This window comes from Teichococcus aestuarii (assembly GCF_042651065.1).
Lineage (GTDB): Bacteria > Pseudomonadota > Alphaproteobacteria > Acetobacterales > Acetobacteraceae > Pseudoroseomonas > Pseudoroseomonas aestuarii.
This window is the reverse complement of record NZ_JBHSCH010000026.1, coordinates 26,038-50,305: the sequence shown is the minus strand read 5'-3', so window position 1 is coordinate 50,305 and position 24,268 is coordinate 26,038. Positions and strand designations below refer to the sequence as shown.

General features: G+C 74.4%; 23 protein-coding genes. 9 read left to right on the top strand and 14 right to left on the bottom strand.

All coding sequences use genetic code 11. The features are described from left to right. The 3 genes from ACFOY6_RS12110 to ACFOY6_RS12100 form a co-directional block, all read right to left on the bottom strand. The coding region (locus tag ACFOY6_RS12110) for an adenosylcobinamide-GDP ribazoletransferase (protein ID WP_379650954.1) at nucleotides 1-516 on the bottom strand (516 nt) is incomplete at its 3' end. Further along, entirely contained in the window at nucleotides 513-1,532 is a 1,020-nt protein-coding gene (gene cobT, locus ACFOY6_RS12105; RefSeq protein ID WP_379650952.1) for a nicotinate-nucleotide--dimethylbenzimidazole phosphoribosyltransferase, read from the bottom strand. The genes ACFOY6_RS12110 and cobT, both read right to left, overlap by 4 nt. Further along, entirely contained in the window at nucleotides 1,532-2,851 is a 1,320-nt protein-coding gene (locus ACFOY6_RS12100; protein WP_379650950.1) for a cobyrinate a,c-diamide synthase, read from the bottom strand. Before ACFOY6_RS12100 ends, cobT begins: the two co-directional genes overlap by 1 nt. Nucleotides 2,852-3,418: 567 nt before the next feature. Between ACFOY6_RS12100 and ACFOY6_RS12095 the strand changes: the two genes are divergently transcribed. After that, complete coding sequence (locus ACFOY6_RS12095; RefSeq protein WP_109515580.1) at nucleotides 3,419-3,901, top strand: hypothetical protein; 483 nt, start codon at nucleotides 3,419-3,421, stop codon at nucleotides 3,899-3,901. Further along, entirely contained in the window at nucleotides 3,901-4,476 is a 576-nt protein-coding gene (locus ACFOY6_RS12090; RefSeq protein ID WP_109515581.1) for a hypothetical protein, read from the top strand. Before ACFOY6_RS12095 ends, ACFOY6_RS12090 begins: the two co-directional genes overlap by 1 nt. Before the next feature lie 90 nt (nucleotides 4,477-4,566). On the opposite strand, the gene ACFOY6_RS12085 is transcribed toward ACFOY6_RS12090, so the two are convergent. The 4 genes from ACFOY6_RS12085 to ACFOY6_RS12070 are packed head-to-tail and all read right to left on the bottom strand — an operon-like array spanning nucleotide 4,567 to nucleotide 9,800. After that, nucleotides 4,567-5,037, bottom strand: a complete 471-nt coding sequence (locus ACFOY6_RS12085; RefSeq protein ID WP_379650948.1) for a GNAT family N-acetyltransferase — start codon at nucleotides 5,035-5,037, stop codon at nucleotides 4,567-4,569. Next, on the bottom strand, nucleotides 5,034-6,461 hold the full coding sequence (tldD, locus tag ACFOY6_RS12080) for a metalloprotease TldD (RefSeq protein WP_379650946.1): 1,428 nt from the start codon (nucleotides 6,459-6,461) through the stop codon (nucleotides 5,034-5,036). The genes ACFOY6_RS12085 and tldD overlap by 4 nt, the downstream gene beginning before the upstream one ends. Next, nucleotides 6,458-8,707 carry a PAS-domain containing protein gene (locus ACFOY6_RS12075; RefSeq protein ID WP_379650944.1) on the bottom strand — a complete coding sequence of 750 codons (2,250 nt, stop codon included), beginning with the start codon at nucleotides 8,705-8,707 and terminating at the stop codon, nucleotides 6,458-6,460. The genes tldD and ACFOY6_RS12075 overlap by 4 nt, the downstream gene beginning before the upstream one ends. 22 nt (nucleotides 8,708-8,729) lie before the next feature. Then, on the bottom strand, nucleotides 8,730-9,800 hold the full coding sequence (locus ACFOY6_RS12070; protein WP_379650942.1) for a COX15/CtaA family protein: 1,071 nt from the start codon (nucleotides 9,798-9,800) through the stop codon (nucleotides 8,730-8,732). Between the two features lie 163 nt (nucleotides 9,801-9,963). Between ACFOY6_RS12070 and ACFOY6_RS12065 the strand changes: the two genes are divergently transcribed. Both ACFOY6_RS12065 and ACFOY6_RS12060 read left to right on the top strand, forming a co-directional pair. Beyond that, nucleotides 9,964-10,767: a glycosyltransferase family 2 protein gene (locus ACFOY6_RS12065; RefSeq protein WP_379650940.1), complete on the top strand. Its 804-nt coding sequence runs from the start codon at nucleotides 9,964-9,966 to the stop codon at nucleotides 10,765-10,767. Further along, a complete protein-coding gene (locus ACFOY6_RS12060; protein WP_109515586.1) occupies nucleotides 10,764-11,480 on the top strand; it encodes a TVP38/TMEM64 family protein in 717 nt (238 codons plus the stop codon). The genes ACFOY6_RS12065 and ACFOY6_RS12060 overlap by 4 nt, the downstream gene beginning before the upstream one ends. A 4-nt stretch (nucleotides 11,481-11,484) precedes the next feature. On the opposite strand, the gene ACFOY6_RS12055 is transcribed toward ACFOY6_RS12060, so the two are convergent. From ACFOY6_RS12055 to modA, 4 genes are all read right to left on the bottom strand, one after another. Next, on the bottom strand, nucleotides 11,485-12,693 hold the full coding sequence (locus ACFOY6_RS12055; RefSeq protein WP_379650938.1) for an MFS transporter: 1,209 nt from the start codon (nucleotides 12,691-12,693) through the stop codon (nucleotides 11,485-11,487). Between the two features lie 81 nt (nucleotides 12,694-12,774). After that, nucleotides 12,775-13,869, bottom strand: coding sequence for a molybdenum ABC transporter ATP-binding protein (gene modC, locus ACFOY6_RS12050; protein WP_379650956.1), 1,095 nt, complete (start codon nucleotides 13,867-13,869; stop codon nucleotides 12,775-12,777). Between the two features lie 16 nt (nucleotides 13,870-13,885). Then, a complete protein-coding gene (modB, locus tag ACFOY6_RS12045) occupies nucleotides 13,886-14,575 on the bottom strand; it encodes a molybdate ABC transporter permease subunit (RefSeq protein ID WP_109515588.1) in 690 nt (229 codons plus the stop codon). A gap of 37 nt (nucleotides 14,576-14,612) precedes the next feature. Beyond that, nucleotides 14,613-15,398: a molybdate ABC transporter substrate-binding protein gene (gene modA, locus ACFOY6_RS12040; protein ID WP_379650936.1), complete on the bottom strand. Its 786-nt coding sequence runs from the start codon at nucleotides 15,396-15,398 to the stop codon at nucleotides 14,613-14,615. A gap of 76 nt (nucleotides 15,399-15,474) precedes the next feature. On the opposite strand from modA, the gene ACFOY6_RS12035 reads away from it, so the two are divergent. Together ACFOY6_RS12035 and ACFOY6_RS12030 are read left to right on the top strand one after the other, a co-directional pair. After that, nucleotides 15,475-15,852, top strand: coding sequence for a winged helix-turn-helix domain-containing protein (locus ACFOY6_RS12035; protein ID WP_379650934.1), 378 nt, complete (start codon nucleotides 15,475-15,477; stop codon nucleotides 15,850-15,852). A gap of 95 nt (nucleotides 15,853-15,947) precedes the next feature. After that, on the top strand, nucleotides 15,948-17,558 hold the full coding sequence (locus ACFOY6_RS12030) for a hypothetical protein (protein ID WP_379650932.1): 1,611 nt from the start codon (nucleotides 15,948-15,950) through the stop codon (nucleotides 17,556-17,558). A gap of 53 nt (nucleotides 17,559-17,611) precedes the next feature. On the opposite strand, the gene uvrB is transcribed toward ACFOY6_RS12030, so the two are convergent. Next, nucleotides 17,612-19,831 carry an excinuclease ABC subunit UvrB gene (gene uvrB / locus ACFOY6_RS12025; protein WP_379650930.1) on the bottom strand — a complete coding sequence of 740 codons (2,220 nt, stop codon included), beginning with the start codon at nucleotides 19,829-19,831 and terminating at the stop codon, nucleotides 17,612-17,614. A 242-nt stretch (nucleotides 19,832-20,073) separates the two neighbouring features. Between uvrB and ACFOY6_RS12020 the strand changes: the two genes are divergently transcribed. Then, on the top strand, nucleotides 20,074-20,388 hold the full coding sequence (locus ACFOY6_RS12020; protein ID WP_379632124.1) for a hypothetical protein: 315 nt from the start codon (nucleotides 20,074-20,076) through the stop codon (nucleotides 20,386-20,388). 43 nt (nucleotides 20,389-20,431) lie between these two features. Here ACFOY6_RS12020 and ACFOY6_RS12015 read toward each other — a convergent pair whose 3' ends face one another. Both ACFOY6_RS12015 and ACFOY6_RS12010 read right to left on the bottom strand, forming a co-directional pair. Then, entirely contained in the window at nucleotides 20,432-21,775 is a 1,344-nt protein-coding gene (locus tag ACFOY6_RS12015; protein WP_379650928.1) for a glutamate--cysteine ligase, read from the bottom strand. 69 nt (nucleotides 21,776-21,844) lie between these two features. Continuing rightward, the gene (locus ACFOY6_RS12010) at nucleotides 21,845-22,573 is read right to left on the bottom strand and encodes a 16S rRNA (uracil(1498)-N(3))-methyltransferase (protein ID WP_379650926.1); all 729 of its coding nucleotides are present in this window, start codon (nucleotides 22,571-22,573) and stop codon (nucleotides 21,845-21,847) included. On the opposite strand from ACFOY6_RS12010, the gene ubiA reads away from it, so the two are divergent. Further along, entirely contained in the window at nucleotides 22,566-23,501 is a 936-nt protein-coding gene (gene ubiA / locus ACFOY6_RS12005; RefSeq protein WP_379650924.1) for a 4-hydroxybenzoate octaprenyltransferase, read from the top strand. The two genes, ACFOY6_RS12010 and ubiA, sit on opposite strands and share 8 nt — an antisense overlap. Continuing rightward, on the top strand, nucleotides 23,498-24,154 hold the full coding sequence (locus ACFOY6_RS12000; RefSeq protein WP_379650922.1) for a class I SAM-dependent methyltransferase: 657 nt from the start codon (nucleotides 23,498-23,500) through the stop codon (nucleotides 24,152-24,154). The genes ubiA and ACFOY6_RS12000 overlap by 4 nt, the downstream gene beginning before the upstream one ends. Nucleotides 24,155-24,268: the final 114 nt, after the last annotated feature.

Genomic DNA, 24,268 nt, shown 5'->3' with positions numbered 1-24,268 from the left:
CTCCGCCCGCGCCGGGCGCAGCAGGCCGAGCGGGAGGAGCAGCGCCGCGCGGGAGAGCGCGCCCGCCGCCGCCCAGGCCAGCGGCGAGGCCAGCAGCGCCAGCGCCGCCCCGCGCAGCCCGAGCGAGAGCAGCAGCGCCAGCGCGCCATAGCTGCCGATGCGGCTGTCGCGCATGATGGCGAGCTTGCGCTCGCGGTCCCGCCCGCCGCCGAAGCCGTCGGCCATGTCGGCCAGCCCGTCCTCGTGCAGGGCGCCGGTCAGCAGCAGCAGGGCGGCCAGCGCCCAGGCCGTGGCCAGGGCAGGCGGCATCCCGGCCCAGAGCAGCAGCGCCTGAGCTCCCCCCGCCAGCCCGCCCGCCAGCGCGCCGGCCAGAGGGTAGGCCCAGGCGGCGCGGGCGAAGCCCTCCGGCGCCTCCGGCATCGGCCAGCGGCCGAGCGGCAGGCGCGTCATCAGCCCGAGCGCCGCGCCGAGTTCCGCCCGGCGCGCGGCCAGCCAGCCGATGAGCCAGCCGCTCATCCGGCCGCGCCCGAGATGCCCGCCTCGTCGAAGGTGGCCATGCCGGCGTGGCAGGCCAGCGCCGCGCGCAGCAGCGGCACGGCGAGCGCGGCGCCCGAACCCTCGCCCAGCCGCATCCCGAGATCGAGCAGCGGCGCTTGGCCGAGCGCCGCCAGCAGCCTTGCGTGCCCCGCCTCGGCCGAGCAATGCGCCACCCGCGCATGGTCCAGCCCGCCGGGGGCGAGGCGCGCCAGCGACGCGGCGGCGGCGGTGCAGCCGAAGCCGTCCAGCAGCACCGGCACGCCCCTGCGCCGCGCTTCCAGCGTGGCGCCGAGGATCGCCGCCAGCTCCGGCCGGCCGAGGCGGCGCGCGGCCTCCAGCGGGTCGGCGAGCGCGGGGGCGTGGCAGGCGATGGCGGCATCCACCGCGGCGCGCTTGCGGGCGAGGCCGGCCTCATCCACGCCTGTGCCGCGCCCGGCCCAGGCGGCGCCGCCGCCGCCGAACAGCGCGGCGGCCAGCGCCGCGCCGGCGGTGGTGTTGCCGATGCCCATCTCGCCCAGGCAGAGCAGCCCCACCCCCGGCTCCAGCGCGGCGGCGCCCTGGTTCACCGCGTCCAGGAACGCCGCCTCGTCCATCGCGGGGGCGGCGGTGAAGTCCTCGGTCGGGGTGTCGAGCGCCAGCGGCACCACGCGCAGCGCCGCCCCGGCGACCGCCGCGAGCTGGTTGATGGCGGCGCCGCCGGCGGCGAAATTGGCCACCATCTGCGCCGTCACCGCCGCCGGGTAGGGCGAGACGCCGCGCGCCGCCACGCCGTGGTTGCCGGCGAAGACCAGCACCTGCACCCGCTCCAGCACCGGCAGGGCGCGGCCCTGCCAGCGCGCCATCCAGGCCGCCAGCTCCTCCAGCCGGCCGAGGCTGCCGGGCGGCTTGGTCAGCCGCGCCTGGCGCGCGGCCACGGCGGCGGCGGCGGCTTCGTCGCCAGGCGGCGGGGTGGCGCAGGCGGCCAGGAGGGCATCGAGGCTGGGATAGGCGGGCATCACGGCTCCTGCGCGGCGATGACATGGAAGAAGCTGCCGCTGACCCGGCCGCGCCGCCCGCCGCCGGGGCCGAGATCGGCGCCCGTGGCATCCCGCAGCGTGGCCAGCGGCGGGTCCCCGCCCGGGGTGGTGACCGTGGCGTAGTGGAATTCGTGCCCGCGCAGCACCGCGCCGGCCGGGCCGAGCACGCCGCCTTCCAGCAGCCGCGCCTCGCGGTAGCCGAGGTTCATCTTCCGCCGCGCGAAGCTGGTGGCGTGGCCGAGCAGCCCGGCCATGGCGTGCCGCTGGCCCTCCGCATCCTCCAGCCCCTCGCCCAGCACCATGTAGCCGCCGCACTCGCCATGCACGGGGCGGGTGGCGGCGAAGCGGCGCAGGCCGGCCAGGAAGCGCGTGGCGGCGGCCAGCCTTCCGGCGTGCAGCTCGGGGTAGCCGCCGGGCAGCCAGCAGGCGTCGCAATCCTCGGGCGGCGGCGCGTCCTCCAGCGGGGAGAAGGGCACCAGCGCGGCGCCGGCCTGCCGCCAGCCCTCGGCGATGTGGGGGTAGAGGAAGCTGAAGGCGGCATCCTCCGCCACGGCCACGCGCTGGCCCGGCGGCGGCAGCGGGCGGGCGGCGGCGGCGGGCGGCACGGCCAGGGGTGCGGCGTCGGCCAGGATCGCCTCCAGGTCGAGATGCGACTCGGCGAGGTCGGCCAGCCGCTCCAGCAGCCCCGGCAGGTGGCCCAGCTCGCGCGCCTGCACCAGCCCCAGATGCCGCTCCGGCAGGGCGATGGCGTCCTCGCGCGGCAGGGCGCCCAGCACCGGCAGCCCGGCCGCGGCGATGGCCTCGGCCGCGCCGCGGCGGTGCCGGGGGCTGGCCACGCGGTTCAGCACCACGCCGCCCACCCGCACATCCGGCCGCAGCGTGGCGAAGCCATGCGCCACCGCGGCGGCCGATTGCGACTGGCCGGAGACGTCGAGCAGCAGCAGCACCGGCAGGCCGAGCCGCGCGGCGAGGTCGGCGGCGCTGCCCTGGCGGCCGGGCGCGCCCCCCGCGCCGTCGAACAGCCCCATGGCCGATTCGACCAGCAGCAGGGAGAGCCCCTCCGCCGCCGCGCGCGCCGTGGCGTCGAGCAGCGGCCCCGGCATGGCCCAGCTGTCCAGGTTGCGGCTGGGGCGGCCGCAGGCGGCGGCGTGGAAGGCGGGGTCGATGTAGTCGGGGCCGGATTTGGCGGCGCCCACGGCCAGGCCGCGCCGGCGCAGGGCGGCCAGCAGCGCCAGGGTCAGGGTGCTCTTGCCGGCGCCCGAGCGGGGTGCCGCGACGATCCATCCATGCGTGGTCATGCGCCTGCTCCAGCCCCGCGCCGGGCGCCGGAGGGCCAGGAGGCGGGGTGGCGCGGCTTAGCACGATTCGGCGCCGGTGCCTGCCATCCGGCGGCGCGGCCTGATGCACCGGGAACACAGTGCAGACGCCAGCGCAGCAATATGGCGTAACAACTTGATTTCGCAAACGCACAATCGGCGGGCCGGGGCGTTCTCTCCCTTGCCCTGGTCCAGGCCGGCACGGTATTCCAGCGCCGGGCACCACCGCGCCGCAGCCCTGATGCCTTCCGGCCGTTCCGGCCCCGCCGCTCCCCGTTCCGGGCGCGCCCGGGCGGGGGCCGGAGCCGGCATCCGGTCGCGGTGCCTCCCTGCCCGGGGCGGGAACCGGACCGGGACACGGGCACGGCCACGCCCGCCCGCGCCATTCCAGTTTTCCGCAGCCAGTCCGCGGCAGTCACCGCGCGCAGTATCAAGAACGGAGAGGAGATGGGTATGGTTCAGCGCCACCCGCTTCCAGACATGCGCCCGACCACCTCCCTCGCCGGGGCGTCGTCCAGCAGGGTCCGCCGTGGCCTGGCGGGGTTGCTCATGCTCAGCACCCTGTTCGCCTCCACCGCCGCGATGGCCGCGCCCTTCCGCTGCGCCGATCCTGAGGCGCAGGCGATGTTCGAGCTCTCGGCCCTGAAGACGGAGCTGATGGTCGTCGCCACCACCTGCGACACCGAGAAGCCCTACAACGACTTCATCACCCGCTACCGCTCGACGCTGAGCAGCAACGACATGGCGGTGATCCGGCACTTCACCGGGCGCGACCGCCGCGCCGGGCAGCGGGCGAACGACACCTTCATCACCAACCTCGCCAATGCCCGCGCCCAGGAAGCCAACCGCATCGGCGCCGATTTCTGCGCCCGCAACGCGCGGCTGTTCGAGGAAGTGATGGCCCTGCCCTCCGCCACCGAGCTGGCGCCCTACGCCGCCGCCAAGGACCTGCTGCCGGCCACGCTGGGCAGCTGCGTCTCCAGCGCCTCGGCGCCCGCCGCCCCCGCTCCCACCCGCCGGGCTTCCCGCTGATGCGCCTTCATGCTGCCTGGGCCGCGCTGGCCCTTCCGGCCCTGCTCGCCGCCTGTGCCCAGCCCCAGTCCGGCCCGGCCGCCCTGCAATCCAAGCGGCCGATCTTCGCCGCCGACCTGCAGGGCGCCGCGCAGCTCTGCACCGTGCAGGACGAGCCGAAGCTGGTCGATGCCCAGCAGACCGACGTGCCGATGACGGTGCGCAACGATGGCGGCTGGTGCGCCGTGCGGGTCTCCCGCCCCGGGCCGGAGCCGTTCGATGCCGGGCTGCTGACCAGCCGCCCGTCGCGCGGCCGCGTGCATGTGCACAGCGTGGGCGACTGGACGCGCATCGACTACACGCCGGACCCCGGCTTCTCGGGCGCCGACAGCTTCGTGGTGCGGCTGCTGCCCGGCTCCACCAGCGTGAAGGTGAACGTGACGGTCGAGCCCGGCGCCGCGGCGGCGACGCCGGCCGCCGTCACGCCGCGCGTCACGGCGCCGCCGGCCACCAGCACCGCCCCGGCGCGCAGCACGGCGCCCGCCCGCAGCACCACGCCGGCGCGCAGCACCACGCCCACCCGCCGCGCGCGCTGACACGGATGCTCTGACACGGATCGGGCCGGGGAAGGCCCGATCCTCTCCCGGCCCGGTCCTCTACCGGTCCTGCCGCCTGCGCCCTGCCGCCTACCCGGCCAGCCGCTCCGCCGGGATGGCCATGTAGACGCGGCGGAACCCCTTCTCCTCGCGCCGCTCCAGCTCGGCGAAGCCCAGCCGGGCGTAGAAGGCGAGGTTGCGCTCCATCCGCTCATTGGTCAGCAGCCGCACCTCGGGCAGGCCGCGGCGCAGCGCCTCCCCGCCCACGAAGCGCATCAGCGCCCGGCCGAGGCCGGCCCGCTGCCGCGCCGGATCGACCGCGACGTTCTCCAGCCAGAGATGGCTGCCGGCCACCTCCAGCACCAGCAGCCCGGCCAGTCCGCCATCCTCCGCCTCCAGCACCCAGGCCTGGCCGGCGGCGATGCGGGCGGCGTAGTCGTCGTCCATCGGCGCCGGGCGGCGGCCGATGACGGGCAGGTAGGCGGCATAGGCCCGCCCCACCAGGGCGGCGAGGGCCTCCGCCTCCTCCGGCCGGGCGGGCCTGAGCGGCGGGAGGCTCACACCGCCGTTCCGCCGATGGTCAGGCCGTTCATCTTCAGCGTCGGCTGGCCGACGCCCACCGGCACGCCCTGCCCCTGCTTGCCGCAGGTGCCGATGCCGGGGTCGAGCGCCATGTCGTCGCCGATCATGGAGACGCGGGTCAGCGCCTCCGGCCCGTTGCCGATCAGCATGGCGCCCTTCACCGGCGCGCCCACCTTGCCGTCCTCGATCAGGTAGGCCTCGGACATCGAGAAGACGAACTTGCCGCTGGTGATGTCCACCTGCCCGCCGCCGAAATTCACCCCCCAGATGCCGCGCTTGACGCTGGCGAGGATCTCCTCCGGCGGCGTGTTGCCGCCCAGCATGACGGTGTTGGTCATGCGCGGCATCGGCGCGTGGGCATGGCTCTGGCGGCGGCCATTGCCGGTGGCGGCCACGCCCATCAGCCGGGCGTTCTGCCGGTCCTGCAGGAAGCCGGTCAGGATGCCGTCCTCGATCAGCACGGTGCGGCCGGAGGGGGTGCCCTCGTCATCCACCGTCAGGCTGCCGCGCCGGTCGGGGATGGTGCCGTCATCGACCACCGTGATGCCGGGCGCGGCGATGCGCTGGCCGAGCAGCCCGGCGAAGGCCGAGGTCTTCTTGCGGTTGAAGTCGCCCTCCAGCCCGTGGCCGATCGCCTCGTGCAGCAGGATGCCGGGCCAGCCGGGGCCGAGCACCACCTCCATCTCGCCGGCCGGGGCGGGGATGCTGTCGAGATTCAGCACCGCCTGGCGCAGCGCCTCGTCCACCGCCGCCTTCCACACCGCCTCGCCCACCACGCGGCTGTAGCCGAAGCGGCCGCCGAGGCCGTGGCTGCCGGTCTCGCGCCGCCCGCCCTGCTCCACCACCACCGAGACGTTCAGCCGCACCAGCGGGCGGAGGTCGGCCACCCGCTCGCCGCCGGCGCGCAGCACCTGCACCGCCTGCCACTCGCCGGTCAGGCTGGCCATCACCTGCGTCACGCGGCTGTCGCGGCCGCGGGCATAGGCGTCGATCTCCGCCAGCAGCGCCGTCTTGGCCGGGAATTCCAGGGCCGAGAGCGGGTTGGCGTCGTCGTAGAGGCGGGCGTTGGTGGCGCGCGGCGCCACGGCGAGATGGCCGGAATGGCCGGCCGCCACGGCGCGCACCGTGGCGGCGGCGCGGGCCAGCGCGGCCTCCGAGATCTCGCCGCCATGCGCGTAGCCGGCTGCCTCGCCGGCCACGGCGCGCAGGCCGAAGCCGCGCGTGGCGTCGAAGCTGGCGGAGCGGATGCGGCCATCGTCGAGGCTGATCGCCTCGCTCTCCACATATTCCAGGAACAGCTCGCCATCCTCGGCGCCGGAGAGCGCCTCCGCGAGCTGGCGCTCCGCCGCGGTGCGGTCGAGGTCGCGGAAGAACAGCCGGTCGGTGGTCTCGATTGCGCTCATTCCGTCTGCTCCTGTTGTTGTTCCGCCGCCTCGAGCCGCAGCCGCGCGACGGTGCCCAGGCCCCGCGTGCTCTCCAGGGCCAGCGTGGCGCCCATCGACTGCGCCAGGGCGCGCGCCAGGTAGAGGCCCAGCCCCGATCCGGCATAGCGCCGGGCATGGGTGGTTTCCAACTGCACGAAGGGCTCGAAGGCCCGCTCAAGCTGCCCCGGCTCGATGCCGATGCCGTTATCGGCGATGCGTACCTCCACCCCGCCATCCGGCAGGAGCGCGGCGCCGATCCGCACCGCGCCGCCCTGCGGGGTGAACTTCACCGCGTTGGAGAGCAGGTTGAGCAGCACCTGGCGCAGCCGCCGCTCATCGGCCAGCACGCGCGGCAGGGCCGGCAGCGCCTCCACCGAGAGCGCGACGCCGCCGGCCTCGGCACCGTTGCGCATCAGCCGCACCGCGCCCTCCAGCACGCTGGCCAGGTGGAGCGGGCGGGTCTCGGCCGCCAGCGTGCCGGTGCCGGCCTTGGCCACCTCCAGGATCTCGTCGATCAGCGAGAGCAGGTGGCGGCCGGCCTCCAGGATGGTGCCGGCGAACTCGGCCACGTGCGGCCCCTGCGGCTCGGCCTGCAACGCCTCCGAGAAGCCGATCACGGCGTTCAGGGGGGTGCGCAGCTCGTGGCTCATGGTGGCCAGGAAGCGGCTCTTGGCAGCGTCCGCCTCCTCGGCCAGGGCGCGGGCATGCTCGATGGCGGCACGCACGCGCCGCTCCTCGGTCACGTCCGTGTAGGTGCGGACATAGCCGCCATCCGGCGTCGGGTCGGTGGTGATCTCGAGCACCGAGCCATTGGGGCGGATGCGGCTGTAGCGGTCCAGCCGCGGCACCAGGTTGACCGCGCGGCTGGTGTAGAGCTCGTCCGCGGCCGCGCCGGTGCCGAACTCGCCGGTCTCGTACTGCCGGCGGCGCAGCACCGCGAGCGGCGTGCCGGGCGCCATGTCCTCGGGCCGCAGCCCGATCATGCGCGCCGCCAGGGCGTTGGCGGCGACGACCTTGTGCTCGGCGTCGAACAGGCAGACGCCATGGCGCATGCTGTCGAGCATGGCCTGCAGCAGGCTGGCGCGCTGCTGGGCGGCCGCCTCGGCCCGCCGCAGGGGCGTGACGTCGCTCACCACCGCGATGTGCCCGCCATCGGGCAGCATCGCGCCATGCGTGCTGACCACGGTGCCGTCGGGCCGGGTGCGCTCGCGGCCCGTGGGGCTGAACGCGAACTGGCGGCGGAACACCATCTCGGCGGTGACGCCCGGCCCGTACTCGCCCTGCGCCTCGCGGCGGCGGCAGATCTCCATCAGGTGCTCGCCCACCCGCAGCTCGGCGCCCTTCAGCAGGCGCTGATAGGCGTCGTTGACCATGCTCAGCCGCCGGTCGGGCCCATAGACGCAGACGCCGTGCGGCAGCGCCGCCAGCACGCCGTCCAGAAGGGCGGCGCGGCGGGTGGCCTCGTTGCGCGCCTGCTGCAGCTCCGTCACGTCCTGCAGCGAGACGAGGAAACCGCCCTCCGGCGTCGGCTGGCTGATGGAGCTGATGGCGCGGCCATCCGGGCGCTGGCGGACCTGCTGGTGCGGCCGGCTGCGGTCGATGGCCATGCGCTGCTGCCGCAGCGTCTCGGCCAGCTGCGGCTCCATGGCCTGGTGCAGCGCCATCTGGTCGAACACCGCCTCGAAGGTCATGCCGAGCCGCAGCGTGCCGGGCGGCATCTCCAGGATCCGCTCATAGGCCTCGTTGAACAGCACCAGCCGGGCCTGGGCGTCGTAGAGGCCGATGCCGGAGGGGTGGTAGCGCAGGGCGTGGTCGGTCAGCCGCTCCCGCAGGTGGCTGGTCTCCAGCGCCCGGCGGTGCAGGGTGACGTCGACCACCAGGCTGATCCAGCCGCCATCCGGCAGGGGCTCGGAGAGCAGGTCGAACCAGCGGCCATCGGTGGTGCGGGCGGTGCGGCGCAGCCTCTGGTTGCGGTCCGCCGCCAGGGCGGTGGCCGTCTGCGCCTCCGGGTCGCCCGGCCCGTACAGGCCGCTATAGGCGATGAGCCGGATGATGTCGGCCACCGCGCGGCCTTCCAGCGGCGGCTCGGGGGTCATGCCCAGCACGTCGTAGGCGGCCGCGTTGGCCATGGCCAGCCGCCCGGTCCCGTCGAAGACGAAGACGGCGGCGGGCAGCGCCCGCAGCACCGCCAGGGGCAGATCGCCCGGCGCCATGCCCTGGCTCATGGTGGTCGGCTCATGGAGATGCTCATCGGGCGGCCATGCGGGGCGGCCGCAGGGCGTGCAGCGCCACCAGCGCCGCGGTGAGGACGCCGACGGCCACGGTCTGGTGCAGCGTGCCGAGCCAGACCGGCACCACCATCACCAGGGTGGCGACGCCCAGCACGTATTGCAGCGCCACCACCCCGCCCAGCGCCAGCACGGCGCCGCGGGCGAAGCCGGCCGGCAGGGCGCGCGCGCCCCAGGCGGCTGCGGCCAGCGCCGCCACGCCCGCCAGGGTGGCCAGCAGGCGGTGGTTGAACTGCACGGCGGCGATGTTGGTCGTCAGGTTGTGCCAGAAGGGGGAGAGCTGGGCATAGCCCTCGGGGATGAGCTGGCCGTCCATCAGCGGGAAGGTGTTGTAGGTGAGGCCGGCGCGCAGCCCGGCGACGAAGCCGCCCGCCAGCATGGCCAGCACCACCAGCCCGGCCGTGGCGTGCACCAGGCGGCGCAGCCCGGCGGGCTGGCGGGGCCCGGTGCGCTCCGGCCGCAGCAGGCCGAGCGCCGTCCAGAGCACCATGCCGTAGAGCACCAGGGCGAGGCCCAGATGCAGCACCAGCCGGTAGGGGGAGACGGCGGTGCGGTCCGCCTCGAAGCCGGAGGCGACCATGAACCAGCCCACCGCCCCCTGCAGCCCGCCCAGCGCGAACAGCAGCAGCAGGCGCGGCTTCAGCCCGGCCGGGATGCGCCCGCGCACCCAGAACCAGAGCAGCGGCAGCAGGAAGGCGAGGCCGATCATCCGCCCCCAGAGGCGGTGCGCCCATTCCAGCCAGAAGATCTGCTTGAAGCCCTCGATCCCGAAGCCGCGGTTGACCAGCTCGTATTGCGGGATCGTGCGGTAGAGGTCGTAGAGGCGCTGCCACTCGGCCTCGGAGAGCGGCGGCAGGGCGCCGGAGAGCGGCGCCCATTCCATGATGGACAGGCCCGAGCCGGTGAGGCGCGTGGCGCCGCCCAGCGCCACCATGGCCCAGATCAGGCCGGCGACGCCGAGCAGCCACCCGGCGATGGCGCGGCGGCTGTCCTGGCGGGCGGAATGTGGGGGGTGCGGATCGAAAGGCATGGCGCGCCACTCTAGCATAGGGTTTCTGGCAGAGGTGGTCCGCCAGGACGCATTAGCAATGCAGCGGGGCGGACCCGCGACGGCTTGTCGGCCCCGCCCATGGCTGCTACCCCGCGCGCCCATGCCGGACCATCCGCGCACCGCCGCAGCCGAAAGCACCGGCATGAGCCCTGCCGACCCCCTCCTCTCCGTCGTCGTCCCCGTGCGGAACGAGGCGCCCAACATCGCGCCGCTGGTGGCCGAGATCGGTGCCGCCCTCTCCGGCGTGCCGCACGAGATCATCTATGTGGACGACGGCTCGACCGACGCCACGGCCGAGGCGCTGGCCGGCCTGCGGGCCACGGTGCCGGCGCTGGTGGTGCTGCGGCATGCCGTCTCCTGCGGGCAGTCGGCCGCCATCGTCACCGGCGTGCGGGCCGCGCGCGGCGCCTGGATCGCGACGCTGGACGGCGACGGGCAGAACGACCCGGCCGACATCCCCGCCCTCTGGGACTATGCGCAGGCGCATGGCACGCCCGGCCAGCCGCCGCTGATGGTGGCGGGCTGGCGCGTCAACCGGCGCGACAACCAGGTGAAGCGCCTCTCCAGCCGCCTCGCCAACGGCATCCGCGCCCGGCTGCTGGGCGACGCCACGCCGGACACCGGCTGCGGCCTGAAGCTGTTCCCGCGCACGCTGTTCCTGAGCCTGCCAGCCTTCGACCACATGCACCGCTTCCTGCCTGCCCTGGTGCTGCGCCAGGGCGGGCGGGTGGTGAGCCGCCCGGTGAACCACCGCCCCCGGCTGCGCGGCCAGTCCAACTACGGCACGCTGGACCGACTGGCGGTGGGCGTCACCGACATCCTGGGCGTGATGTGGCTGCAGCGCCGCTGGAAGCGGCCGCAGCTCCTCGCCGCCCCGCCGGCATCAACGACGGCCTCATCGCCAGCCTCATCGCCGGCCTCATCGCTGGCCGCCACGCCCGAATGAGCCCGCAGGGGCCCGCCGCCCGCCGCAGCCCCTTCGCCGCGCTGGGGCGCATGCTGCTGCTGGCGGCCGGCCTCGCGCTCGGCGGCTGGCTGCTGCGCGAGCTGGGCGGCGCCCCGGGCGGCGCCCAGGCCGAGGCCTGGGTGCGCCGCTTCGGCCTGGAGCAGACGCTGTGGGGCGAGGCCGCCTTCCTGCTGGTGGGCACGCTGGCGGCGGCGGTGGGCGTGCCCCGGCAGGCCATCGCCTTCCTCGGCGGCTATGCGCTGGGGCCGTGGCCGGGGCTGGCGCTCTCGATGCTGGCGCAGGTGCTGAGCTGCGCCGCCGCCTATGGCTGGGCCCGCATGGTCGGGCGCGGCTGGGCGGAGCGGCGCCTGGCCGGCCGCTTCGGCCGCCGCCTGCGGCCGCTGCGGGACGCGCTGGCGGCCAGCCCCTTCGGCGCCACCCTGGCGCTGCGGCTGCTGCCGGTGGGCAACAACCTGGCGCTGAACCTGCTGGCCGGCCTCTCCGGCCTTCCCGCCCTGCCCTTCCTGGCCGCCTCGGCGCTGGGCTACGTGCCGCAGACCGCCATCTTCACCCTGGCGGGCGCCGGCGTGGCGGTGGAGCGCAGCTCGCAGCTGGTGCTGGCGGGGGTGCTGTTCCTCGGCTCGGCGCTGATCGGCGTGCTGCTGCTGCGGCGGCACCGCGCCGGGCGCGCCATGGAGGCGGAGGAGGGCTGAGCCCTCAGCGCCGCCCGCCGGCGATGCGCCGCGCCTCCGGCAGGGCGCGCAGCCGGGCCATGGAGAGGATGCCGAGCAGCGGCCCCGGCACCAGCACCAGGAAGGCCCATTGCCAGCCGCCCAGCGCCCCGGCGGCCAGCGGCAGCGCCCAGATGGCCAGCGCCGTCAGCCCGAAGCCGAGGCCGAGCTGCGCGGTGAGCGCGGTGCCGACCAGCGCCGGGTCGCCCACCTCCGTCACCACCGCCGAGAACTGCGCCGAATCGGCGATCACCGTGGCGCCCCAGAGCAGGCCGATGGCCAGCAGCAGCCAGGCCGGTCCTGGCCAAGCGAAGCCGATCAGCCCGGCGCAGCCGCCCGAGACCGCCATCAGCCCGATGGTCAGGGTGGTGCGGCCCAGCCGGTCGGCCAGCCATCCGGCCAGCACGCAGGCCGGCGCGCCGGCGGCGACGATGAGGAAGGTGAGCAGCGAGGCATCGCCGCCGGTGGCGCCGGGCCGGGCGGCGAGGAAGGCCAGCATCCAGCTCCACATCGCGTAGAGCTCCCACATGTGGCCGAGATAGCCGCCGGTGGCGAGCAGCACCGCCCGGTTGCCCAGCGCCTGGCGCAGCCGCGCCGGCTCGAACCGCGCGCGCGGGAAGGGGTAGGGTCCCTCGCGCAGGAACAGCAGCACGCCGACGCCCCCCGCCAGCGTGGCGGCGCTGGCCGCCAGGATGACGCCCTGCCAGGGCAGCCCGCCCCCCGCATTCACCGCGTGCGGCAGCGCCGAGCCGAGGGTGAGCGCGCCGATGACGCTGCCCAGCGCCACGCCGCGCCCGCTCCGGAACCAGGTGGCGACGAGCTTCAGCGCCGGCGGGTAGAGGCCGGCCATCAGCACGCCCGTGGCGACGCGCAGCGCGATGGCGCTGCCCGGCCCCGGCGCCGCCAGCAGCGCCAGGTTGGCCAGCGCCGCGCCGAGGGCCGAGGCGGCCATCAGCGTGCGCGGCGGCAGCCGGTCCGGCAGGCCGGTGAGTGCGGCGCCCAGCGCGCCCAGCACGAAGCCGAGCTGCACGGCGATGGTGAGCCACCCCGCCACCGCCTCCGAGACCGCCCAGAGCGCGCGCAGCTGCGGCAGCACCGCGGCGGCGGAGAACCAGGTGGTCATGCAGAGCACGACGCAGCCGCAGAGCGCGAGCAGCACGCGGGTGCGCCCTTCCGGCGCGGGGGAGGCTGTCATGGTGGGCGGGGCCTTGCGCGTTTCCTCAGGCCCTGCGGTGTGCCGCAGCCGGCGGCGGGCGGCAACGGCCGCCCGCCTCCCTCAGCCCTGCCCGGCCGAGACGGCGCTGACCAGCGCCAGGAGCTCCTGGCCCGGCCGCAGCCCCAGCCGCGCCACCGCCTCGCGCGTCACCCGCGCCAGCAGCAGGCTCTCGCCCACCGCCAGCCGCAGGAAGCATTCCGCCTCGCCCAGCGCCTCCACCGCCCGCAGCGTGGCGGGCAGCGCATTGCCGAGCGAGAGGGTGGAAGGCAGGGTTCCGGCCAGCGCGCCGCCGGGCAGCGCCACCGCCACGTCCCGCGCCCGCACGCGCAGCCGCAGCGCCGCGCCCACCGGCGCATCCCGCCAGGAGATGGAGAGCCGCCCGCCGGGGAAGTCCAGCAGCGTCAGCCCGGCCGCGCGGTCCTGCGCCGCCACGCGGCAGGGCAGCACCACGCCGGCGTCGCGCCGCGCGGCCAGGAGGGGCAGGTCGGTGCGCGCGGTCAGCGCCGCCAGGGGGCCATGCGCCAGCACGCGGCCGCCCTCCAGCAGCACCAGCGTGTCCGCCAGCCGGTCCGCCTCCTCGATGGCGTGGGTGACGTAGAGCATGGGCAGGCCGGCGCGGTCGCGCAAAGCCTCCAGGAAGGGCAGCACCTCCTGCCGGCGGGGCGCGTCGAGCGCCGCCAGCGGCTCGTCCAGCAGCAGCAGGCGCGGGCGGGCCAGCAGGGCGCGGCCGAGCGCCACGCGCTGCTTCTCGCCGCCCGAGAGCCGCGCCGGGCGGCGGCCCAGCAGCCCCTCCAGCCCGAGCAGCGCCACCACCTCGGCGAAGCCCGGCCCCTCGGCGCCGCGGGGCGCGCGGCGCAGCCCGTAGCGCAGGTTCGACTCGACGGAGAGGTGGGGGAACAGCCGCCCCTCCTGGAACACCGTGGCGCAGCGCCGCCGCTCCGGCGGCAGGAACAGCCCGGCCGCCGTGTCGGTCAGCGGCGCGCCCGCCAGCGCCACGCGGCCCTCGGCCGGGCGCAGCAGCCCCGCCACCGCCGCCAGGATGCTGGACTTGCCGCTGCCCGAGGGGCCGAACAGCACCGTCACCCCCGCCGGCGCCGTGAATTCGGCCTCCAGCGCGAAGGCGCCCAGCCGGTGGCGCAGCGCGACCTCCAGCATCAAGCTTCGCGCCCGCTCATGGCCGGCCCAGCAGCCGCGCCAGCCGGCGCGAGAGCAGGTCGGCCGAGAGCAGCCCAGCGATGGCCAGCGCGAAGGCGATGCCCGCCAGCCGCGCCGCCGCCGCCTCGCCCCCCGGCACCTGGGTGGCGGTGTAGATGGCCAGCGGCAGGGTCTGCGTCTCCCCCGGCACGTTGGAGGCGAAGGTGATGATGGCGCCGAACTCGCCGAGCCCCGCCGCGAAGGCCACCACCGCGCCGGAGAGGATGCCGGGCGCCATCAGCGGCAGCGTCACCGTCAGGAAGCGGTCCAGCCGCCCGGCGCCAAGCGTCGCCGCCGCCTCCTCCAGCCCGCGGTCCAGCCCGTCCAGCGAGAGGCGGATGGCGCGGACGATCAGCGGGAAGGTCATCACCGCCGTGGCCAGGGCGGCGCCGGCGCTGGTGAAGGCCAGGCGGATGCCGAACCACTCGGCCAGCGGCGCGCCGAGCGGGCCGCGCAGGCCGAACAGCATCAGCAGCGCCCAGCCGGTGACGACGGGCGGGACCACCAGGGGCAGGTGCACCACGGCGTCGAGCAGCGTGCGGCCGGGGAAGCGGCCGCGCGCCAGGGCCAGCGCCACCAGGATGGCGGGGGGCAGGGAGAAGGCCACGGCGCGCAACGAGACGCTCAGCGAGAGGCGCACGGCCTCCCATTCCTCCGGCGTCAGCATCGGCGGCGCGCGTCCTTCCCGGGCCTCCCCACCCCCCTCATTCGGGCAGGGAGAAGCCGGCGCGGCGCCAGCCGGGCGCGGCCTGCGGGCCCTTCAGGAAGGCCAGCAGCGCCCCGGCGCCGGGGGCGGCCTCCCGCGTCAGGGCGAAGGGATAGGTGATGGGCGGGTGGCTGCCGGCGGGAAAGCGGCCGACCACCGCCACCCGGTCGCTCGCCGCCGCGTCGGTGCCGTAGACGATGCCGAGCGGCGCCTCGCCCCGCTCCACCAGCAGCAGCGCCGCGCGCACATTCTCGGCCCGCGCCAGCCGGGGGCGCAGCGCATCCCACAGGCCGAGCTGCGCCAGCGCCTGCTCGGCGTAGCGGCCGGCCGGCACATGCGCGGGGTCGCCCACCGCCAGCCGCCCGCCGGCACCCAGCCGCGCGGCGATGCCGGCCGGCGCCACCGGCGCCGGCTGGTCGGCCGGCGCCACCAGCACCAGCGTGTTGCCGAGCACCGGGGCGCGCGTCTCCGGCCGGATCAGGCCACGCTGCTGCAGGTAGTCCATCCAGGGCTCGTCGGCCGAGGCGAAGAGGTCGGCCCGCGCCCCCTGCCCGATCTGCCGCGCCAGCACCGAGGAGGAAGCGAAGGACAGGCGCAGCGGCGCCCCGCCCGCCGCCCGCCAGGCCGCGTCCTGCGCCTTCAGCGCATCCTGCAGGCTGGCCGCGGCGAAGACGGTGAGGGCGGCGGGCGCCTGCGTCTGGGCCTGGGCCTGGGCCTGGGCGGCGCGGCACGGCAGGAGGGCGGGAGCAGCCAGCAGGCTGCCGAGCAGGGCGCGGCGTTGCATGGGCGGCGACGTTATGTTCCGCCGGATACAACGGCAAGCCTGGAATGCGGCCCGCCCGCATGCTTTGCTGACCGCCATGGAACAGGGGCGGAACGGCGCGCCGCCGGCGGTGCGGCATCTGCGGGTGGCGGTGGTGGGCGCGGCGCAGCTCGGCCCCGGCAAGGCCGACCTGCTGCAGGCGGTGGCCGAGCTGGGCTCGATCAGCGCCGCCGGCCGCGCCACCGGCATGTCCTACGCCCGCGCCTGGCGGCTGCTGGAGGCGCTGGAGGCGGAGTTCGGCCAGCCCCTGGTGCAGGCCTCGCGCGGCGGCAGCAGCGGCGGGGGCGCGCGCCTCACCACGCTGGGCGAGGCAGTGCTCGGCGCCTACCGCCGCATGCAGGCCAAGGCCGAGGCCGCCGTGGCGCCAGAGGTGGAGGCGCTGCGCGCCCTGCTGCGGGCCACGGCCGCGGGCTGACGCGCGGATCTGTTTCCCCGTTCCGCCGTCGGCCATATAGTCGCCCGCGCCCCGCGACGAGCCTATCCGGCCAGGCGAAACCGACTGGAGACACCATGTCCGCCCTCAGGGTCACCTACCTGACGCTCCCCGACCAGGCCGGCGGCCTGCTGCTGAATGTCGGCGACCGCGTGATCTATCGCGGCGTGCGCAACATCATGCACGCCGCCATCGGCCCGCACCACGAGACCATCCGCTACCTCTCGGACCGCGAGCCGCTGCCGGCGGACACCGACATCGCCATCATCTGCGGCACGCCGCAGATCCTCAACTCCGGGACGGTCAGCCGCAACGTCGAGCGCATCGCCGAGGTGGCGGAGAGCGACGTGCCGGTGAAGATCAACCTCGGCGCCGGCGCCTTCTACTTCGACGCCTTCGGCGAGGACCGCCCGGCCGCCGACCGCGCCTTCGCCGAGCGCGTGCAGGGCGCGGGCTCCGCCGGCTACTACCGCCGCTATGGCGGCTTCGACCTCGTCACCTGCCGCGACATGGCGGGCGACGCGGTGTTCAACACCCTGGGCATCGCGCACCAGCCGATGCCCTGCCCCGGCTTCTTCTCGGCGCTGTTCGAGCCGCGCCCGCTGTTCCGCCGCAAGGAGCAGCTCGTCTCCGTGCTGAACGGCACGGCCAGCTTCTGGAACCGGGTGGATGCCGACGTCCACCTCTTCCTCCGCCAGCTGCACGAGGCCGACCCCAGCCGCATCTTCATCGCGCATGACGAGCAGGACATGCAGATGCTGGACGAGCTGGACATCCCGCATGTCGAGTTCGGCGACGCCGACAGCTTCATCCGCTACCTCGCCACCGCCGAGAGCCTGATCTCGCTGCGCGTGCATGGCGCGCTGCCGGCCTGGACGCTGGGACTGGACGTGACGCTGCTCGGCATCGACCGGCGCGCCCTGCTGGGCGAGGATTTCGGCGCACACTTCAACGTCGTGCCGCTGCGCAAGGATGCCGACTTCGCCTCCGTGCTGAAGCCCGGCCTGGGCCGCCCGCGGCAGACGGACGAGGAACGCCGCGCCTGGCTCTCCCGCCATCTCGGCCGCTACGTCTCGTTGATCCGCGACACGGTGCGGGGCAAGCTGGGCGCCGAGCCGCCGCCCGGCGTGCCGCTGCACGGCAGCGGCCTGCCGGAGCCGGCGGTGCCGGAGAAGCGCCCCTCGCAGGGCCGCTACTTCCGCAGCCTGTTCCACAGCCAGAAGCCGGACTTCCCGGTGGAGACGGAGCTGCTGCGCTCCGGCCAGGCGCACCAGCGGGAGAATGGCGCGCTGGTGGTGACCCTGTCCGACAAGGTCACCATCGCCTTCGGCCCCTATATCCGCATCCCGCGCGGCGCCTGGCTGCTGCGGGCGCGGCTGACCTTCGAGGCCGTTCCGCCCGCGCCCGAGCAGCCGGAGAACTCGATCCTGCCGGCGCCGCCGCGCGCCAAGATGTTTGATATCAAGATCATGAAGGGCGTGCCGGGGCGGGAGCTGGCACGGGTGACGGTGCCGGTGGCCGAGCTGAAGCCCGGCGCGGAGATGACGCTGGAGCTGCCCTTCGAGAACCCGAGCGACACGGGCGAGCTGGAGACGGTGTTCCAGATCCGCGGCGGCCCGCTGGAGGGGGCGGTGGTGCGCATCCAGCCGCTGCGGCTGCTGCGCCGCGAGGCCGCCCTGGCCGGCTGAGCCGGGAGGGAAAGGCGCGGGCGCGGGGAGGGGACCCCTCTCCGCGCCCTTCCTTACTTCTTCCCCCGCCCGCGCCCGCCGCGCTTCTTCTCCGGGTCATACCCTCCGCCCCCCGGCCCGAGCGGCTTCGGCTTCCATTCCCCCTTGCCGCCGCGCCGTGGCGCCGCCTCCTGCATGGAGCGGCCGGCGCGGTTCGGCTCCAGCGCCGGCGCGCCGAGGCCCAGCTCCAGGTTCTCCAGCCGCTTGATCTCGTCGCGCAGCCGTGCCGCGGTCTCGAACTCCAGATCGGCGGCGGCGGCGCGCATCTTGCGCTCCAGCTCGGCGATGCTGGCGCGCAGGTCCTTGCCGACGAACTCGACCGGCCCGTCCTCCTCCGCCGCCGTGGGCGCGACGGTGACGTAGTCCTGCTCATAGACCGATTGCAGCACGTCGCTGATCTGCCGGCGGATGGTCTGCGGCGTGATGCCGTGCTCGGCATTGTAGGCCTGCTGCTTGCTGCGGCGGCGGTCGGTCTCCTCCAGCGCGGCGCGCATGCTGTTGGTCATGCGGTCGGCGTAGAGCACCACGCGGCCCTCGGCGTTGCGCGCGGCGCGGCCGATGGTCTGGATCAGCGAGGTGGTGGAGCGGAGGAAGCCCTCCTTGTCGGCGTCGAGGATGGCGACGAGGGCGCATTCCGGGATGTCCAGCCCCTCGCGCAGCAGGTTGATGCCCACCAGCACGTCGAACACGCCCTTGCGCAGGTCGCGGATGATCTCGATGCGTTCCAGCGTGTCCACATCCGAGTGCAGGTAGCGCACCTTGATGCCGGCCTCGGTCATGTACTCCGTCAGGTCCTCGGCCATGCGCTTGGTCAGGGTGGTGACGAGCACGCGCCCGCCCTTGCCCATCACCGTGCGGCACTCGGCCAGCAGGTCGTCCACCTGGCCCTCGACGGGGCGGATCTCCACCGGCGGGTCGATCAGCCCGGTGGGGCGGATCACCTGCTCGGCGAAGGTGCCGCCCGTCCGCTCCATCTCCCAGCCGCCCGGCGTGGCGCTGACGAAGATGGTGTCCGGGCGGAAGCTCTCCCACTCCTCGAACTTCAGCGGGCGGTTGTCCATGCAGGAGGGCAGGCGGAAGCCGAACTCGGTTAGCACCGATTTGCGCGCGAAGTCGCCCCGGTACATGCCGCCGATCTGCGGCACCGTCACATGGCTCTCATCGACGACGAGCAGCGCGTTCTCGGGCAGGTACTCGAACAGCGTCGGCGGCGGCTGGCCGGGGCCGCGGCCGGAGAGGTAGCGGGAGTAGTTCTCGATGCCTTTGCAGGAGCCGGTGGTCTCCATCATCTCCAGGTCGAAGGTGGTGCGCTGCTCCAGCCGCTGCGCCTCCAGCAGCTTGCCCTCGGCGGTCAGCCGCTCCAGCGTCTGCTTCAGCTCCACGCGGATGTCGCGGATCGCCTGCAGCAGAGTCGGGCGCGGCGTCACGTAGTGGCTGTTGGCGTAGACGGCGACGCTCTCCATCTCGCCGGCGATCTCGCCGGTCAGCGGGTCGAACTCGCGGAGGCTGTCCACCTCGTCGCCGAACAGGGAGACGCGCCAGGCGCGGTCCTCGAGGTGCGAGGGCCAGATGTCCACCGTCTCGCCGCGCACGCGGAAGGTGCCGCGCTGGAAGGCGGCGTCGTTGCGGCGGTACTGCTGCTCCACCAGCGCCTTCAGCAGCTGCTCGCGCGCGATGCGCCCGCCGAGCTGCAGCTTGACCACCATGTTCGAGTACAGCTCGACCGAGCCGATGCCGTAGATGCAGGAGACGGAGGCGACGATGATGACGTCGTTGCGCTCCAGCAGCGCCTGGGTGGCGCTGTGCCGCATCCGGTCGATCTGCTCGTTGATCTGCGCGTCCTTCTCGATATAGGTGTCGGAGCGCGGCACATAGGCTTCCGGCTGGTAGTAGTCGTAGTAGCTGACGAAGTACTCGACCGCGTTCTCCGGAAAGAAGGACTTCATCTCGCCGTAGAGCTGCGCAGCCAGCGTCTTGTTCGGCGCCAGGATCAGCGTCGGGCGCTGCTGCGCCTCGATCACCTTGGCCATGCTGAAGGTCTTGCCCGAGCCGGTGACGCCGAGCAGCACCTGGTCCCGCTCCCCCTGCCTCAGCCCTTCCACCAGCTGCGCGATGGCGGTGGGCTGGTCGCCCGCCGGCTCATAGGGCGAGACCACCTGCAGCCGCCGCGTCTGCGGCGGGGCCGGGCGCTTGGGCGGCAGGAAGGGCGTGGCGGCGGGGATGATATGGTTCATGCGGGAATCACCGGATGCGCGGGATGGGCATGTGGGGCGCCGAGGAGCAGGATGCCAGCATCCGGAACACTCCATGAACAGGAGTGCGTGCACGGATTAGCCTTTCCCTGCTTTTAACATTTCCGTGATCAACTCATGATTTTTAAGGGATGTTAACCTTTCTCCGCGAAAACCTCGTGGGAAAACCGGGTGTGGGTGCGGCTGTCGTGCCCCGGACGTTAAAGGGGCACAGAATGTGCGCGGTGCATGTTTTCCAGGAAGCCGACCGGCTCAGCGCCGCCGAGATCGCCGCGCTGACGGCCGGCCTGCGTGCCCTGCCCGGGCGCTGGAGCCTGTTCCCCAGCGTCGGCTGCGACGGCGAGGTGACGCTGCTCGCCGCTCCCACCGCCTGGGCGGAAGAGGAGTGGTGCGTGATCATCCAGCGCTTCCCGCATGGCCTGCGCCTGCTGCTGAGCGTGGACGAGGCCCTGGAGACGCTGGGCACGGCGCCCGACGTGCCGGCGGCCATCCGGCTGATGGCCGAGGCGGCACAGCGCCATGCCCCGGTGCCTGCCTGAGCGGAGGCTGGCAGAAGGCACCGCCGGCGGGCGGTGCCGCGCCTCAGACCGCCGCCGCCGCCAGGATGCGGGAGACGTCGCCGCCCCATTCCGAACCATAGAGGCGCAGCCAGCGGTCGGCCTGGGTCTCGCCGCTTTCCACGATGCGCTCCAGCGGCGCCAGGTGGCGCTCCTCGCCGAGGCCCCGGGCGCGCAGCCCGTCGCGCGCGATGGCCACCGCCACATGCGCCAGCTCGCGCACCGTGGCGCCGCGGAAGGGCGTGGCCAGCCCCCCCTCCGGCACCGCCACGCGCAGCGCCTGCATCTCCGCCACGTCCCAGCCGCGCACCAGGGCGGCGGCGGCCTTCTGCGCCGCGTCGTCGTAGAGCAGGCCGGTCCAGAAGGCGGAGAGGGCCACCATCATCTCCGGGCTGCCGGCATCGGCGCCGCGCATCTCCAGGAAGCGCTTGAGGCGGACATCGGTGAAGACGGTGGTCACATGGTCCGCCCAGTCCCCCATCGTCGCCTCGATGCCGGGGTGGCCGGGCAGGCCGCGCGCCATGAAGTCGCGGAAGGTGGAGCCGGTGGCGTCGATCCACTGGCCCTCGCGCATCAGGAAGTACATCGGCACGTCGAGCACATGCTGCGCGAAGCGCTCGAAGCCGAAGCCCGCCTCGAACACCACGGGGGGGATGCCGGTGCGGTCCGGGTCCGTCTCGGTCCAGACGCGGCCGCGCAGGGTGCGCAAGCCGTTGGGCCGCCCCTCGCGGAAGGGGGAGTTGGCGAAGAGCGCGGTGGCCAGCGGCTGCAGGGCGAGGCTGATGCGCAGCTTCTCCACCATGTCGGCCTCGTCGCCGAAGTCGAGGTTCACCTGCACGGTGCAGGTGCGCAGCATCATGTCGAGCCCCATGGCGCCGACGCGCGGCATGTACTCCCGCATGATGGCGTAGCGGCCCTTCGGCATCCACGGCATGTCCTCCCGCCGGGCCAGCGGGTGGAAGCCGAGCGGCGCGAAGCCGAGGCCGAGCGGCGCGGCCACCTCCCGCACCTCGCGCAGATGGTCCTCGAGCTCCGCCGCGGTGCCGTGCAGGTCCTTGAGCGGCGCGCCGGAGAGCTCGAACTGCCCGCCTGGCTCCAGGCTGACCGAGGCATCGCCGCGCTTCAGCCCGATCGGGTTGCCGCGGTCCAGGATCGGCTCCCAGCCCATGCGCTCCAGCCCCTCCAGCATGGCGCGGATGCCGCCCGGCTCGTAGGGCGGGGGGGAGAGGTCGTCGCGGCGGAAGCCGAACTTCTCGTGCTCGGTGCCGATGCGCCAGGCTTCGCGCGGCTTGCTGCCTTGCGCGAACCATTCCGCCAGCTGCCGCACGGATGTGATCGGCGTGAGATCGGCCTCGCCGGGATTCGACATGGTCACCTTCCATATGCCCGGGGCCCGGGGCGCAAAGTGCCCGGCGTGGCTGGCGTGCAGGAAAAAAGCTCAGGAGGGAGCGGCCCAGTCCCCCGCCAGTGCCTGAAGCACGGCGAGGCCCCCGACCGCTGCCGTCTCGGCCCGCAGGATGCGGGGCCCGAGCGCGGCCGGTGAAACAAAGGGTCGCCGGCGCACCGCGTCAAGCTCCGGCTCCGTGAATCCACCTTCCGGCCCGACGAGAAGCCCGATCGGCGGCGCCTTTCCCTGCAATACCACGCTGAGCGATGGTGCTTTGCCGCGCGCATCCCCCACCAGCAGGGGGGCGCCGTCCCAGGCATCGAGCGCCGCGTGCAGGTCGAGCGGGGGGGCGATCTCCGGCAGGTCCAGCCGCTCGCACTGCTCCGCCGCCTCGCGGGCGATGGCGCCGAGCCGCTCCAGGTTCACCCGCCCCACCACGCAGCGCGCGGTGAAGACGGGCTGGATGCGCCGCACGCCGAGCTCCGTGGCCTTCTCCACGATCCAGTCCATCGCGTCGCGCTTCACCGGCGCCAGCAGCAGCCGCAGGTCGGGCGAGGCGGCCTGGGGGCGGGCCTCGGCCTCGGGGCGGAAGCTCACCTTGTCCTTGCGCAGGGCGGCGATGCTGGCGCGCCACTCGCCGTCCCGGCCGTTGAACAGCAGCACCGGGTCGCCCTCCCGCTTGCGCATCACCTGGCCCAGATAGTGGCCCTGGCCGGGCAGCCCCGGCAGCTCGGCATCCGCGCCCAGGGCGGCTTCGACATACAGGCGTGGGATGGACATGGCGCCCTCCGGCGAGGCTTATAGAGACGTGAACACGCACACCGATATCCGCGCCCGCAGCTGGGTCGCGCAACTCCCCGAGGGCTGGCAGCCCTTCGCCCTGCTGATGCGGCTGGACCGGCCCATCGGTGCCTGGCTGCTGTTCCTGCCGGCGCTCTGGGCCTTCGCCCTGGCGGCGCCGGGCTGGGGGGTGGGCGTGGCGCTCATCCTGCTGTTCGGCATCGGCTCCGTGGTGATGCGCGGCGCGGGCTGCGTCGTCAACGACCTGTGGGACCGCGACCTGGACCGGCAGGTGACGCGCACCGCCGGGCGCCCGCTCGCCTCTGGCGCCGTCTCGCCGCGGCAGGCGCTGGCCTTCCTCAGTGCGCTGCTGGCGCTCGGGCTGATCATCCTGGTGCAGCTCAACGGGCTGTCCATCCTGCTCGGGGTCGTCTCGCTGGTGCCGGTGGGGCTCTACCCGCTGGCCAAGCGCGTCACGGACTGGCCGCAGGCGGTGCTCGGCCTCACCTTCTCCTGGGGCGCGCCGATGGGCTACGCCGCCGCCACCGGCCGGCTGGATGCCCCCGGGCTGCTGCTCTACGCCGCCGCCTTCCTCTGGATCCTGGGCTACGACACCATCTACGCCCACCAGGACCGCGAGGATGACGCGCTGGTGGGGGTGCGCAGCAGCGCGCGCCGCCTGGGCGAGCGCACGCGGCCCTTTCTCGTCGCCTGCTATGGCGGTGCCGTGGCGCTGCTGCTGGCGGCCGGCTGGCAGGCGGGGCTGGGGCCGCTCTTCTACCCCGTGCTGCTGGCGCCGGCGGCGGTGCTGGGCTGGCAGGTGGCACGGCTCGACATCCACGACCCCGCCCGCTGCCTGCGCCTGTTCCAGAACAACCGCGAGGTGGGGCTGCTGATCGCCCTCGCCTTCCTGGCGGGCCGCCTGTGAGGCGCGATGACCCCCGGGATGATGGCGCCTTCATCGCCACCCACACCGCCATCGCCCGCCCGGCGCTGACGCCCGAGATCGAACTCCACCTCGCCACCGAGATCACGCCGATCTGGCAGGCCAGCGAGGACTGGCTGCGGATGCAGGGCATCGAGCCGCCCTTCTGGGCCTTCGCCTGGCCCGGCAGCCAGGTGCTGGCGCGGCTGATCCTGGATGGCACCATCCCCGTCGCCGGGCGGCGGGTGCTGGACTTCGCAGCGGGCGGCGGGCTGGCCGCCATCGCCGCCGCGCGGCAGGGCGCGCGCCTTGTGGAGGCCGCCGAGATCGACCCGCTGGCCATCGCCGCCATCCACCTCAACGCCACGCTGAACGGCGTGACCGTCGCCGCCGCCGAGGCGGATGTGGTGGGCCAGCCACGGCGCTGGGACACGGTGCTGGCGGGCGATGTCTGCTACGAGGCACCGATGACCGGGCACATCATGCCATGGCTGCGCCGCCTGGCCGCCGAGGGGGCGGAGGTGCTGCTGGCCGACCCCGGCCGGGCCTACCTGCCGAAGGACGGGATGGAGGCCATCGCCACCATGCGCGTGCCGACGACACGGGAGCTGGAGGATCGCGACTGGCGGGACGTGACGATCTTCAGGGTGAAGTGAAGCATTCTTCTTTTTCTGAAGAAAAAGAAACAAAAAGACTTTGTTCGTCTGGCGGTGCGCCAGCAACCCGCGCACCGCCAGACTGACAAAAGTTTTTTGGTTCTTTTTTACAAA